Genomic DNA, 13111 nt, shown 5'->3' with positions numbered 1-13111 from the left:
GATTTCTTTTTGTTCAAATTCTTTTTAGTCCAGTTCTGCCAGGTCGTATGGCGTTTCCTGGTAAACGGCGTAGTTGATCCAGTTGCTGAAGAAGGTTGAGGCGGCCAGACTCCAGGTCAGGCGGGGCTTTTTCTCCGGATCGTCATCCGGGAAGTAGTTAACCGGCAAAAGCGGATTGATACCGGCATTAAGGTCTCTATGGTATTCCTCAGACAAGGTGTCTCTGGAGTATTCCAAATGGCCAAAGCTGTAGATCTGCCGCAAGTCGTCACTAGCCGCGATTGCAACCCCGACTTCCGGCCCCTCCGCCAAAATCTGCAAACTGCACTTCTTTAATTGGTCTGGGTAAATCGTGGTATAGCGGGAGTGCGGACAGCGGTAGGAATCGTCAAAGCCGCGAAGAAGGGGGCTGGTCCCCACTACTTCCTGCTCATAAATGCCGGACAGCTTCTTTTCCAGAGGCTGCTTGTCGATCCCAAAGTGATAGTAAAGCCCGGCTTGCGCTCCCCAGCAAAGGTGGAGGCTGGAGTAGACATGGGTCTTGGACCATTCCATCAGCTGGCAGAGCTCGCTCCAGTAGTCGACCTCCTGGAAAGGCAGCTGTTCAACCGGGGCGCCAGTAATAATCATCCCATCATAGCGCTTGTCCTTGATGTCGGCAAAGGTCCGGTAGTAGTTTTCCAGGTATTCGTTGGAAGTATTTTTAGACTTATGACTGGCCATGTAGAGGAATTCCACTTCCAGCTGCAAGGGCGTGTTGGCCAGGTGGCGGAGCAATTGCACTTCCGTGTTGGCCTTCTTAGGCATCAGGTTCACCACCAGAATCTTTAAAGGCCGGATGTTCTGGGTCCGGGCTCTTTGCGAGTCCATGACAAAAATATTCTCCTGCCTTAACACATCAATGGCGGCTAACTGTTTATCTAAAGTAATTGGCATAGTGCACTCTCCTGTCTGAATTCTTTTGTTTAATTTACCATTCTTTCTGAAAAAATGCTAACAAAATAATTATACTTTTTTAAACTTTTACAAAACGAAAAAAGTCCGCCAAAGCGGACTTTCTCAAGCAGACATCTTGTCAAATTTACTGTTTTAAAATTAGCCTTCAATGTTGAAGACAACGGACTTGACCCGGGTCATGGCTTGAATGGAGTACTTGACCCCCTGTACGCCTGCCCCTGAGCTCTTTACGCCCAGGAATGGGAAGTTGTCCGGACCTCTTTGGGTCTTGTTGTTGATGTGGACCGTGCCCACTTCCAATTTTCCTGCAATGGCAAAGGCTTTTTCAAAGTTCCGTGAGAAGACGGAGCTTTGCAGGCCGTATTCTGATTCATTGGCAATCTTGACAGCTTCGTCAGCTGACTTGACGCGGATGAATGGCAATACTGGCCCAAATGGTTCTTCCCAGGCCAGGCGCATGTCAGTCGTCACTTGGTCCATGACCATTGGGTAGATCAGGTTGCCTTCGCGCTTGAAGTCAAACAAAGGCTTAGCGCCCTTTTCTGCGGCTTCTTCAATTAAGCCTTGTACGTAGTCGGCAGACTTAGTGTCGATCAAAGGAGTGATGTCGGCATCCTCTTCTGGCATCCCGACCGTCAAATCCTTGACCAAAGCAGTCACCTTTTCAACCAATTCGTCAGCCACGCTGTCCATGACCAGAACCCGCTTAACGGCGGTACAACGCTGGCCGGAGTAGCCAAAGGCGCCGGCAACGATGTTCTTGGCCGTCAAGTCCAAGTCAGCGTCTTCCAAGACGATGGCCGCGTCCTTGCCGCCAAGTTCCAGCATAATTGGCCGCATCCCGGCAAGTTTGCCGATGTTCTTGCCGACAGCACTGGAACCGGTGAAGTTGATGAAGTTGACTGCCGGGTGTTCAACGATGTAGTCGCCGATAACCCGGCCCCGGCCGGTAATGGTGTTAAAGACGCCGGCTGGCAGGCCAGCTTCGGCGAAGGCTTTGGCCAAAAGCAGACCGGAGATTGCCCCTTGTGTCGGCGGCTTGAAGGCCACCACGTTCCCGCCCATCAAAGCAGGCGCGATCTTTGAGCCGGCCAGGTTAACCGGGTAGTTGAAGGGTGAAATTGCCAAAACCAGGCCGACTGGTTCCCGGCGGACAACAGCCAGCTTGTTCTTGCTTGCCGCTTCAAAGTTGCCGCCTTCCATGACTTCCCCGTCCAAAGTTACGCCGACCTTGGCCGTGTATTCAACGATTTCCGCCGTCCGGGTTACTTCGCCGATAGAGGACTTGAGGCCCTTGGCGATTTCCTTGGACAAGGTAGAACCGATCTTTTCAGCATCCCGGTAAAGGATGTCCGCAGCCTTTTGCAAGTATGCGGCCCGTTCAACGTATGAGAGGGCCCGCCAGGCTGGAAGGGCCTTTTTGGCGCTGTCCATTACGTAGTCCACGTCTTCGTGGGACATGGCAGGTACAGTACCCAGGGACTTGCCAGTTGCTGGTTCGAAAATTTCAATCGCGTCAGCGGAGTCCCGCCATTCGCCATTGACATAGTTTAAATAGTGTTCTGTCAAGAGAGCAACTCCTTTCATGGATGTAATCACATCTACATTTTAATGCTTTTCTAACTATTTTCAAGCCTTTTTGCAGAAAAAGTACCTACCAATTTTCTAATTAGAGCAGACCATGCTGCTTCAGGTACTGGCGGGCCACCTTGCTGGCGCTCTCGTGCTTGACGGTCACCTTGTAGTTCATTTCCTGCATTTCAGCTTCAGTAATCTTGCCAGCAAGCTTGTTCAGGCTTTTGACGACGCCGGGATGCTTTTGGGCAAAAGAATTTTTCAGCAAAGGCGCCCCTTGGTATGGCGGGAAAAAGCTCTTGTCATCCTTTAAGGCGACTAAGTCATACTGCTTGATCTGGGGATCGGTCGTATAGCCGTCAACGACTGCGACCTTGCCGCTGGCAATTGCCTTATAGCGCAGAGCAGGTTCCATAGTTTTAACCTTGAAGTTCAGGCCATATTCCTTCTTTAATCCCAGGTAGCCATCCTGCTGGTTGGCAAAGTCCGGGTCAAAAGCAGCGGTTAAGGAAGCGTCCACTTTCGCCAAGTCGCTTAAGCTCTTAATATTATGTTTCTTGGCAAAAGCCTTCGTAACCGCCAAGTCGTAGCCGTTCTGATAGTTCATTGGCGGCAGGTAAGTCAGCTGGTCCTCCTCAGCCATCAGCTTTTTAGCCAGCTGGTAAGTTTTAGCCGGGTCATGCGGAGTTGCCACCTTCTTTTTAGCCAGACCTTGCAGAACCGTCCCGGTAAATTCCGGATAGATGTCGATTTTGCCTGTCTTTAAGGCATTGAACAGGAAGCTGGTCCCGCCAAAGTTGTTCTTAAGGGTCACCTTGACATGAGGATCGTCCCTTTCAATCAAGTCCTTGTACATGTTGATCAAAATGTCTGGTTCACTCCCCAGCTTGCCAGCGATGACGACTTCCTCTTGCTTCGGGGTAAAATGTTTCGGAGCCTGGCTAACTCCTAAGCCAATGGCAAAAATTGCCAGGACGGCGGCTGTGACACGGAAGTGCTTTTTTGATGAGGCCATGAACTTGAGCAGGCCAGACATGGCCAAAGTCAAGACAGCTGACAGACCAGCCCCGATCAAGATATAGGTGTTGTTGTTTTGCTGGATCCCGATCATGATGTAGGTCCCAAGCCCGCCGGCCCCAATCATGGCAGCCAGCGTGGCTGTCCCAATAATCATGACTAAGGAAATGCTGACGCCGGAAAGGATTATGGGCAGGGCAATGGGGAATTCCAGGCGGGATAATTTTTTCCAGCGGCTTAAGCCAAAGGCATCGGCCGCTTCTTCCAAGTTAGGATCGATATTTCTTAAAGCCGAGTAGGTATTCTGGTAGATTGGCATGATCCCATACGCAGTCAAGGCAATCAAGGCCGGAGTCGTCCCGATTCCGACAAAAGGAATCAAGAGACCGAGCAGGGCCAGACTGGGGATGGTCTGGATGATACTGGTGATCTGGAAGACCACTTCCCCGGCTCTTTTGCTGTGGGCCAGGAGCATCCCTAAAGGAATGGCGATCAAGCAAGAAAGCAAGAGGGCTTCCATGGATAAGAGCAAGTGCTCACCTAAAGCCTGCCAGATCTGCCCTTGGTGCGACGATATAGTATTGATCAATTCACTCATCTCTTAGTCCCCACATTTTCCAAAGTAGTGCAACAGGTCGCTGGACTTGATTTGGTAACCTGCTCCCTGGTAGGCAAATTGCAAAAAGCCAGCTTTTTCAGCTAATCCCGTGACTTCTTCGACTTTCTCAACTTCCGGCAGATTCTCTTCTATAATTCTATTTACGTATGGACTAGCCAAAAGCTCAAGCATAGTGCCCAGCCGTGGCCGGGCGCTCTTGAAGAAGTCAGCCACAAAGTAGTTGGCGGGCTTTTGCACGATTTCTTCCGGGTTGCCGACTTGCAGCAGGCAGCCATCCTGGATAACCCCGATCCGGTCCCCTAAACGCAAGGCTTCCTGCATGTCGTGGGTCACGAAGACAACCGTGGTCTTGCTTTGCCGGTGCAGGTCAAGTAGGAGCTCTTGCTGCTGGCGGCGCAGGACCGGGTCTAAGGCACTGAAGGATTCGTCCATCAAGATCAATTTGGGCTGGCTGGCCATGGCCCGGGCGATAGCGACCCGCTGCTGCTGGCCGCCTGAAAGTTCTTTGGGCAGCCGGGAGATATACTTGTCCCCTTCCAGGCCAACCTGGGCCAGTAATGCTAAGGCCCGCTTCTTTCGTTCAACCTTTTTGACTCCGGCTTCTTCCAGCTGGATAGTGATATTGTCGCCAACCGTTAAGTTAGGAAAAAGTCTGCTAGTCTGCAGGACATAGCCCATATGCAGGCGGAGCTGGCGCAGGTCGTGGTCTTTGACTCTTTTGCCGTCTAAGTAGACATCGCCATGAGTCGGTTCTGTTAAACGGTTGATCATTCTGAGCAAAGTCGTCTTCCCGCTCCCGCTGGGGCCGACTAAGACAAAAAGCTCCCCGTCATTGATTGTAAGATTTATCTGCTTCAAGATGACATTGTCTCCATAGGTCATCCCGACATCGCGGTATTCGATCATTTTCCCCTCCATCTCGCAGGGCATTCATGTAACTTAAATGCTTTCTCGACTTAGCATAAACTCTTTCTTAGCCCTTGTAAAGGTAAAAGCTACAGCTTTCCTCTTTTTCTTGGCCAGGAATCTATAATAGTTTCTCATCCTTCTATCTTGGGCCAGCTAGTTATAAGAAAAGTGTAAAAGCAGTACTATTGCTTAGTCGGTATCTTCCATACGGGTATAAGCTTCATTCTGCTCTTGCTGACAAAGAACTTGCTTTTAGCAATTTCAGTTACTATACTGGTAATTAGATAAGTTACATGATTTGCCTAATTATTTGGGAGAGAAAAACAAATGAAAGTATCAACCCGCTTTAGTGACAGCATCCACCTTTTGACCTTTCTCGTGATCTACAAAGGAAAGACCACTCTGTCCAGCAACATCATCGCCAGTTCTTTAAATACTTCGCCAGTTGTGGTGAGACGGTTAATGTCGAATTTAAGGGATGCCGGCTTTATCAAGACGACCCATGGGTCACCGGATCCAGAGCTATTAAGGGAGCCAAAAGACATCAGCCTGCTGGAAATCTATCTGGCAACTGAAGGTAAAAGTCCCCTTTTTGCAATCGACCACGAAACAAATCCGGACTGCATTGTCGGCGGCAACATCCAGCCAACCTTGACCGACTACTTTTCCCACGCGGAGATCGCGGCGGAGGCGGTTTTAGGTAAGATCAGCCTGCAGGACGTGATTGACACGATTTTGGTTAAAGAAGCCGCGAAAAAGCAGGCAGAAAATAGTAAAGAAGAATAAGCGGAGAAAAATTGTAAGGAAGTCAAAATGAAATACACGATTACTGGCGCAACCGGCCACTTAGGTAGAAAAGGCTGACCCCTTGGTCCCATACCTGCCGGAGTTGATTGCAAGAGGCAATGTGATCTACCCGGTTGGCGATCAGGCGATGAGTTTTATCTCAAGAAAAGACAGTGCGGAAGCTATTGCCAATGTCGCTGTCCGGCCTTACCTCAGAGACAAGGAGCAGATTTACCTTTTGACCCAGGAAAAGAACTATAACATGGTTGAATTAAGCCGGATCATGACTGAAGTTACCGGAGAAAAGATCGGCTACCAGCCGGTCAGCCTAGAAGAATTCGCGAATATCTACCGGGCTGAAGGCGACGGGGATGAACTGGCCTCCATGTACAAGGCGGCAGCCATGGGCTTGATGGACGGAGTTACTGATGACTTCACCCGGATCACGGGCCATACCCCACAGAATATGAAGGACTTTTTGGCAGAAAACTATAAGAAGTAAGATGAATCAGCTTTAACAGCAAAGAAAAAGGATGCAGCTCTACTGGGTTACATCCTTTTGTTTATTTAGGCAAATCTGCCGTATGTTCCAAGCGGTCGATCCGCCGGTCTAAAGTCGGGTGGTCAGAGATCAAGTTGGTCCACCAGTGCTTGACTTGGAAGTTGTTAAAAGCTAAAGCTGAAACCATGGGGTTCTCCTTTTGCTGCTGATATTGCTGCTCAATAGCTTCCAGCTTTTTCAATGCACCGACAATGCACTTCGGATTTCTGGTCAGGTCGACTGAACCAATGTCCGCCAGGTATTCCCGCTGCCGGGACATAGACAAGTTGAGCAATTTGGCGATTGGCAAAGCCACGATGAACAGGCCAGCGCCAACTGCTAAGGCAATCGAGCCAAAGAACCAGCAAATGCACTTGGTGACAACCCCGCCATCCATCTTAAACAAGGTCCAGCCAAGAGCCAGCAGGTAAACGGCAGCCAGGTAGATAAAACTGGATAGAGCTGAGGTAATCGTCGTTACCCGCAAGTCATAGTTACGGATGTGAGATATCTCGTGGCCGATCACGCCTAAGAGTTCATCATGGTTCATGATTTTTACAAGGCCGGAAGTAACCGCCAGGCTGGCATGCTCCGGGTCGCGGCCGGTCGCGAAGGCGTTGGGGATATTGCTTGGAATGGCGTAGACTTTCGGCATGGGGATGCCAGCGGCCAGGCTCATCTCCTCCACCATTTCGTAAAGTTGAGGGACGTTCTCTTGGTTGATTTCCACCGCATGGGTGATCCGCATCAAGTGTCTGGTCGAATAAAAGTAGATATAGACCATGTAAATGATTCCCGCGGCTAAAAAGATCATGCCGGCCCAGAAGGTCAAATAAACTGACAACATGCCAGCAATAGCTAAAAGCAAGGCCGTAAAGCCACCCAGCACGATCCAGGTATTGCGCTTGTTTTGCTCGATTTGCTGATAAAGCATATTCCATCCTCAATTCTTTTCATAAAGCTAATTAAAGGATACTAATTGGATAGCTTTGGCGCAATAGATAATTACAGAGTGATTTAGTTATATCGCTTGCTAGATTTGAGTCAAGCACCTTCACTTCCGGCACTTCTTTTGCCAAAAATTCCCGGGCATAAGCAAAGTTGTCCCGCAACACTTGCTTGAGTTCACGGAGCCAGTTATGGCCTTCTTCATAAGCGGCAATAGCTGCCGGGATAGCCAACAAGTTTGGTTCCCCGATACCGGCCAGGAAAAAGCTCTCCTCAGCCCGGGCGCGCAAATCCGGGTTAGGGATAATCGCGCAAGCCGCGTGCCACGCCGCCAAGTTGAAGGTCTTGCTTGGTGAGATCAAAGAAACTACCCAGTTTTTGGCATCCCAATCTACCGTAAATGCAGGGGTAATGTCTTCATCCGTCAAAACCAGGTCCCCGTGAATTTCGTCAGAGATCAAGAGGACCTTGTGCTTGGCGCAAAGTTCCGCGATCCGCTTGACTTCTTCCTCGCTCCAGGTGTAACCGATTGGGTTGTGAGGGTTGCAGAAGACCATCATCCGGACAGACGGAGTCGCCAATTTTTCTTCCAAATCAGCCCAGTTGACCGAGTACTTGCTATTTTCATAGATCAAGTCTCTGGAAATTACCCGGCGGCCATTGCCTTCAATCACAGAGTAGAACATGTTGTAGACCGGTTCCTGGACCAAAATCTGGTCGCCAGGGCTGGTGAACTGCCGGACCATGGCAGAAATCGCTGGCACGACGCCTGAGGCAAATACGCACCAGTCTTCTTTAGGCCGGGCGCGGTGCTCAATGATTAATTCAATGGCTGGCAAGCCCAAGATTCCACCTTTTTTAATGGGTGGAGGGATAGGGTTTGCGGGCCTCTTTTTACTTAAATTCGTAAAGCAAAAGCATTTGCTCTGCCTTTTGCCAGCTGCTATTATGCGTAATCAACTGGCACTGCTTTGAGTTGACGTAATTTCTGCCATCGTTCAGTACGTAATTGCCTAAGCCATCTGTCAGATAAACAGAATATCCATTGGACTTAAAGCCTTTTACATAGCCTTTGGCATTGTTTCCTATCACACGAACGTAGTCATTCAGCCACAAGCCACGGGCATATTTCGTGTTCTTCTCGTTGCGCTTGGATGACGTATTCGGCTGCTTTCTGCCTTTTCTTGCAGTTGCTTCGTGAAGCGACCGCTTCTTCTTGCGGAATTGGCTGATCATCGTCACCGTCTCCGGCATCTGACCAACCGACTTGATCCCGCTGATTGCGATTGTATCCATGAAGTGACCTTTTGGCAAAAGAAGGTTCTTACGATCTACGTAGGTTTGTGACCCGTACTGGAAGCTTGCTTCTGGGAAAGTCGTCATGATCCGCTTGCGCAAAATGTTCATGAACGTTGCTCCCTTCAGCTGCTTCGTCACTTTCTTCTTCGCCTTCATCCACTTGTAGAGCTTGCCGCCTGGCTGGTGGTTCTTCGTAGTATGACAATTCGTGCAAAGCGTTATCAGATTGTCCACCCGGTCTGTCCCGCCTTGTGAGCGGTAGACGATGTGGTGAACGACAAGCTTTACGCCTTCGCCATGCTTATGGCAAAGCTGACAGGTGTACTCGTCACGTGCCAGCACGTAGTACTCATAGTTCTTCCAGTCCTTTAGACTGCCTTCTTGATACTGCTTGCCCGAAATGTCTGGATTGACCATCTTGGCCATGTCAAACTTGCCTACTTCGATATGGAGATCGGGATTTGGCAATACAGCCAGATAGCGCTTGATCCAAGCAATGTTATGGCTTACCTTGCTTTTTACTGATGGCGGAAGCCACAAGCCGTCTCGCTTGCCGTGCACTCTGTTTAAAAAGCGTGCCTGACGATAGCGGGTCTTGCGGTTTCTTCTGCCTCTGCGGTAGATCTTGCGGGTGTACAGATTCGTGTGCACGTCCTGGCGAAGCTCTACCTCGCTTTGGTGCAATACCTTGTCTTGACTGACTACGGCAAAGCCAATATGTCTCTGCCCAGTGTCTACGCCAAGGCTTACCTTCTGCTTATAGCCATACGAGCCATATTTCAGCTGGATGGTGAACGGATATTTCTTGACTACAAAGGCCTTGCCGCTTTTCAGCAGCTGTCTGGCCTTTCTTGGGCGGCACGGCATAAGCGGCTTGCCGTCCTTATTGAGCAGAAATACCCGATTGGCATTTTCATGCTTCATGTTGTTCTCCTTTTCCTTAATGCAGGAAACAGTGATTCCTGCCGCTTGTCCGAATCAGGAGACCCAATCCGGATTCACGTTGTTGCCCATCGACAATGTTATCCATGCTTGTCATGACTCCGAAGAGCCACGACGATGCAGTTGACTGCCATGTTAACCTCATGACTGTTTACAGAGCTGCCACATAGCCAAAGACTTAGGCATCATCCGTGGGTGTGATGACATGGATAACGTAGTTCCTCTATCCAGTCAGCCGAAGCGACTGAATAGCTTAGTCTAGACAATGAAAGCTGAATTTCTCCAGCCTCCCTATTGAAGACGTAGGGATTGAAACTTTCGTCTCAAGCCCCTTACTTCAGTAAGGGGTTACCATTGACTTCCTTCCCAGTCAGCTACAGCTTTGTAGTATTCAGCTGGCACGCTTTCATAGCCAAAGGCAGCTACTTTGAGCTTTTCTTCCATGCTGACCATAATTTCCGGCGCGATCCTAAAGTCCATCTCAGCAATCCACATCGGTAGCTCTTTTTCCTTTAAGCCGCCCCACTTGATGGAATTGCCCTGCCGCTTTGGCACATGTGTAAAGTCATATTGCTTTTCTGCCATTTTTGTTACCTCAATAATCAATTATCTTTTTTCGCTATCTATTTTATCTACAAGGTAAGCATCTTCACATTTTGGAAAATTTACCGTCATAAATACTTAAGTTCTCTGGCCCTTGTAAAGAAAGCAAAGTCTCATCCAGTTGAGGTATGTAGAATGAACTTAAAACTTTTACGTGCAACATAGTAGGCTCCTCGCCTTATCTCCAGATTTCAAAATAATTATATCATCAAGCTAACAACCCGTTCTCTCTCCTTGCTTATAACGAGAAAAACAGGTTCCTTTCGGAACCTGTCTCCCTCTAATTACAGCACATTTGCCTTAACATATCTGTTCTTGCCAATTCGGTAGTAGTACTTGCCATGAAGCTTCTGTTTCTTGCTTAAGAGCTTAACCTTCTGCTTCTTTTTCAGATGGCCAACTACCTTCCCTTTCTTGTTATAGACCTTGGCATTCTTCCGCACGCGAACTTGCTTAACCTTCTTAGTCTTTTTCGGCAGGCTGCTTGCCAGAACATACTTGTTCTTGCCGATCCGGTAGTAGTACTTGCCATGAAGCTTTTGCTTCTTGCTTAATAGCTTGACGCTAGTCTTCTTAAGCTTGCCAACTACCTTGCCCTTCTTATTGTAGACTTTTGTCAGCTTAGTCAACTTGACCTTCTTGTAAGTCTTAGTCTTCTTAACTGTCTTCTTAGAAGCCTTCTTGTTCTTCTTAGCATTAGTCTTCTTCGCGCTACTCTTTGAAGTCGTCTTGCCGTCAGTCTTCTTATCATCCTTGGCAGATGACTTGTTATCGGACTTAGCTTCGCCATTGCCGTCCGATTTGACATCACTCTTAGTGTTGCTCTTGTTGTCTGACTTGGAGTCGCTCTTAGTGTCAGTGTTACTGTCTGACTTGCTATCGTCTTTGTTTTCCGGCTTAGACTCGGCGGTCTTTTCTTCAACAACCTTCTTGACTTCGTAAACGACAACAGCAGATTCGTTGTCGTCTCCGTCGCGGTACTTGAACATAGCCCGGTCGCTGTCAGTCAGCTTAACTTCGCCGTCAACCTTTGACCAATCCTTGCCATCAGTTGAGTAAAGCAAAGTTACTTTTCCGTCAGCATCCTTTTCAGCCTGTTCAACGTTGCCAGCCTTAACCTCAACACTCTTATCAGCTTCAACCGTGCCAGTCAAATCTGGAGCGGGCAGCTTCCGTTCTACCTTGACCACGCTGGTGTAGACTTGGCTCTCATTGCCAGCGTCGTCATAGCTCTTGAATTCCACAGTTCCGTTGTGAGTCAGCGTAAAGGCATCCTTGTAGTCAGTCCAGGTCTTGCCACCATCAAGGCTGTACTTGATGTGGTTGAAGTCCTGGTCAACATCCTTCTTGTCAAAAGCAAGCTCAGCCTTGACCTTGCCTTCTCCATCCGGAGTCAGCTTCAATTCCGGCTGGGCAGCGACTTCCTTGACGATATTCTTGACTTCATAAGTCGTAACCTTTGACTCATTGCCGTAAACGTCTTGGTACTTGAACTCAACCTTTCCGTTTTCGGCTACCTGTACAGTATCCTTGTCCAGCTTGGTCCAAGTCTTGCCGTCAACTGAGTAGTAGAGATCAGCCGCCTTAAACTTGCCAGCAGACTTTTGTACATCGGACAGATTTTCAACTTTCAGCTGAACAGCTTGGTTGGTCTTCTTGCTTTCTGAAGCGGAAACCTCCGGTGCCTCAAGATCTGCCTGGTGGTTGTACAGGGTAAAGTCTTGTTCAGTCTTGTTGTCACTTTCATCAGTCAAAGTGACCTTGACCTTCCGGGATCCGTCTTTCTCAGCCTTGATCGGGTAGCTGACCTTGACTGCATCCCTATTCTTAAAGAAGTCTTCGTTAAACACCTCGTAAGTCTTGCCTTGGTAGGCTGTATCGCTGCCAACTTGCAGGCTGTATCCGCTCAAGTTGTCATTGATCGTTGCCTTAAGATCGTAAACATCCTTGTTGGTGTAGACAGCCAACTGGCCATCCTCACCTAAGGACATCCCTTCCAATTGCAGGCTTGGCGCTGCTAAGTCAACCCAGAGCTTGTAGCCCCATTCGACGACTGGCTTGCCGTCATTAAGCCGTGGATCTTGCACCAGAGCAGTCAATGAATGGTTGCCGTTCTTTAAGTCTTTGATCGTGTAGCTGAACTTCAATGTATCTGGGTCGTACTTAACGTCATCCCCGTTTAACTGGAAGCGGGCTACTGGGTACGCGAGTTTACCCGTTACTGTGAAGCTGTGGTCCTTCTCATCGTAACCCGGCGTCGTCTTGCCAATAACCGTCAGATTGCTGGCGATATTGTCAAAAGTCAGCATATCCTTGGTGTAAGTGTAACTTCTAGCGGTGAAAATCGTTACGTCCTTCTTTGTAACATTGCCATCCGCATCAGTTACCGTCAGTTCAAAAGGATTGTCACCGTAGTTCAAGTCAACCTTTTGTGAGAACTTGCCGTCCTGGTCAACCGTTAACTTAGTCTTACTCTTGTCAGACAAGTTTGTCAGTTCCAGTTTGCCGCTTTCGCCAAGACCAGATACCGTCCCGGATAAAGTATAGGAATCATCCTTAGCCAAAATGCGGCCTGAGCTTTCTTCGTCAACGCTGACTTTCGGTCCTTCAGCCTTAACAGTGAAGTTGACTGCTTCAAGGGTTTGGTCCCCCATCCTTGATCAAAAGCTGGTTTTGTCCATCCTTGACTGGCAGCTTAACTTCAAAGTAGCCATCTTCATCGCTTTCTGCCTCGACATCATTAAACTTAAGCTTGGCATTCTTCTTGTAAGTACCAGTTACAGTGTAAGTTTCTTTCTCTTGATCGTAAGCCGGGCTTTGACTAGTGATCTTTTGACCGTCAGCTAAGTTAAAGAGAAGAAGCTTGTTATCAGCATCGTTATTTTGACTGGAGAAAGTTGCAGCATAGCCAACAT

General features: G+C 48.7%; 10 protein-coding genes and 1 pseudogene. 2 read left to right on the top strand and 9 right to left on the bottom strand.

The genetic code is table 11. From position 1 onward, the window contains the following. Positions 1 to 24 precede the first annotated feature (24 nt). From DS743_RS02795 to DS743_RS02780, 4 genes are all read right to left on the bottom strand, one after another. A complete protein-coding gene (locus DS743_RS02795; RefSeq protein ID WP_035184514.1) occupies positions 25 to 936 on the bottom strand; it encodes a homoserine O-succinyltransferase in 912 nt (303 codons plus the stop codon). 159 nt (positions 937 to 1095) lie between these two features. Next, positions 1096 to 2526, bottom strand: a complete 1431-nt coding sequence (locus DS743_RS02790; RefSeq protein ID WP_035184516.1) for an NADP-dependent glyceraldehyde-3-phosphate dehydrogenase — start codon at positions 2524 to 2526, stop codon at positions 1096 to 1098. A gap of 100 nt (positions 2527 to 2626) precedes the next feature. Then, complete coding sequence (locus DS743_RS02785) at positions 2627 to 4147, bottom strand: ABC transporter permease/substrate-binding protein (RefSeq protein WP_035184517.1); 1521 nt, start codon at positions 4145 to 4147, stop codon at positions 2627 to 2629. A 3-nt stretch (positions 4148 to 4150) separates the two neighbouring features. Further along, a complete protein-coding gene (locus DS743_RS02780; protein ID WP_035184523.1) occupies positions 4151 to 5074 on the bottom strand; it encodes an ATP-binding cassette domain-containing protein in 924 nt (307 codons plus the stop codon). A gap of 330 nt (positions 5075 to 5404) precedes the next feature. Between DS743_RS02780 and DS743_RS02775 the strand changes: the two genes are divergently transcribed. Beyond that, positions 5405 to 5863 carry an Rrf2 family transcriptional regulator gene (locus tag DS743_RS02775; RefSeq protein WP_003614363.1) on the top strand — a complete coding sequence of 153 codons (459 nt, stop codon included), beginning with the start codon at positions 5405 to 5407 and terminating at the stop codon, positions 5861 to 5863. Between the two features lie 82 nt (positions 5864 to 5945). Further along, entirely contained in the window at positions 5946 to 6365 is a 420-nt protein-coding gene (locus DS743_RS02770) for a Rossmann-fold NAD(P)-binding domain-containing protein (RefSeq protein ID WP_035184534.1), read from the top strand. Between the two features lie 61 nt (positions 6366 to 6426). Here DS743_RS02770 and DS743_RS02765 read toward each other — a convergent pair whose 3' ends face one another. The 5 genes and pseudogenes from DS743_RS02765 to DS743_RS02745 all read right to left on the bottom strand — a co-directional run. Next, positions 6427 to 7338, bottom strand: a complete 912-nt coding sequence (locus DS743_RS02765; RefSeq protein ID WP_035184535.1) for a M48 family metalloprotease — start codon at positions 7336 to 7338, stop codon at positions 6427 to 6429. A 31-nt stretch (positions 7339 to 7369) separates the two neighbouring features. After that, positions 7370 to 8191, bottom strand: a complete 822-nt coding sequence (locus DS743_RS02760) for an aminotransferase class I/II-fold pyridoxal phosphate-dependent enzyme (protein ID WP_231128296.1) — start codon at positions 8189 to 8191, stop codon at positions 7370 to 7372. A 55-nt stretch (positions 8192 to 8246) separates the two neighbouring features. Then, a complete protein-coding gene (iscB, locus tag DS743_RS02755; protein WP_035184536.1) occupies positions 8247 to 9575 on the bottom strand; it encodes an RNA-guided endonuclease IscB in 1329 nt (442 codons plus the stop codon). A gap of 366 nt (positions 9576 to 9941) precedes the next feature. Next, entirely contained in the window at positions 9942 to 10178 is a 237-nt protein-coding gene (locus tag DS743_RS02750; RefSeq protein WP_035184537.1) for a hypothetical protein, read from the bottom strand. Between the two features lie 302 nt (positions 10179 to 10480). Then, a pseudogene (locus tag DS743_RS02745) lies at positions 10481 to 13111 on the bottom strand (SLAP domain-containing protein); the annotation flags it as partial.

It is taken from the genome of Lactobacillus leichmannii (assembly GCF_024701915.1).
In the GTDB taxonomy this organism is placed as follows: Bacteria; Bacillota; Bacilli; order Lactobacillales; family Lactobacillaceae; genus Lactobacillus; species Lactobacillus delbrueckii.
The sequence above is the reverse complement of the archived record's forward strand: the minus strand, read 5'-3'. Positions and strand labels throughout refer to the sequence as shown.

Coding starts and splice junctions, on each gene's coding strand:
- DS743_RS02795 (WP_035184514.1), bottom strand. CDS start 936: ATGCCAATTACTTTAGATAAACAGTTAGCCGCCATTGATGTGTTAAGG.
- DS743_RS02785 (WP_035184517.1), bottom strand. CDS start 4,147: ATGAGTGAATTGATCAATACTATATCGTCGCACCAAGGGCAGATCTGG.
- DS743_RS02780 (WP_035184523.1), bottom strand. CDS start 5,074: ATGATCGAATACCGCGATGTCGGGATGACCTATGGAGACAATGTCATC.
- DS743_RS02775 (WP_003614363.1), top strand. CDS start 5,405: ATGAAAGTATCAACCCGCTTTAGTGACAGCATCCACCTTTTGACCTTT.
- DS743_RS02765 (WP_035184535.1), bottom strand. CDS start 7,338: ATGCTTTATCAGCAAATCGAGCAAAACAAGCGCAATACCTGGATCGTG.
- iscB (WP_035184536.1), bottom strand. CDS start 9,575: ATGAAGCATGAAAATGCCAATCGGGTATTTCTGCTCAATAAGGACGGC.
- DS743_RS02750 (WP_035184537.1), bottom strand. CDS start 10,178: ATGGCAGAAAAGCAATATGACTTTACACATGTGCCAAAGCGGCAGGGC.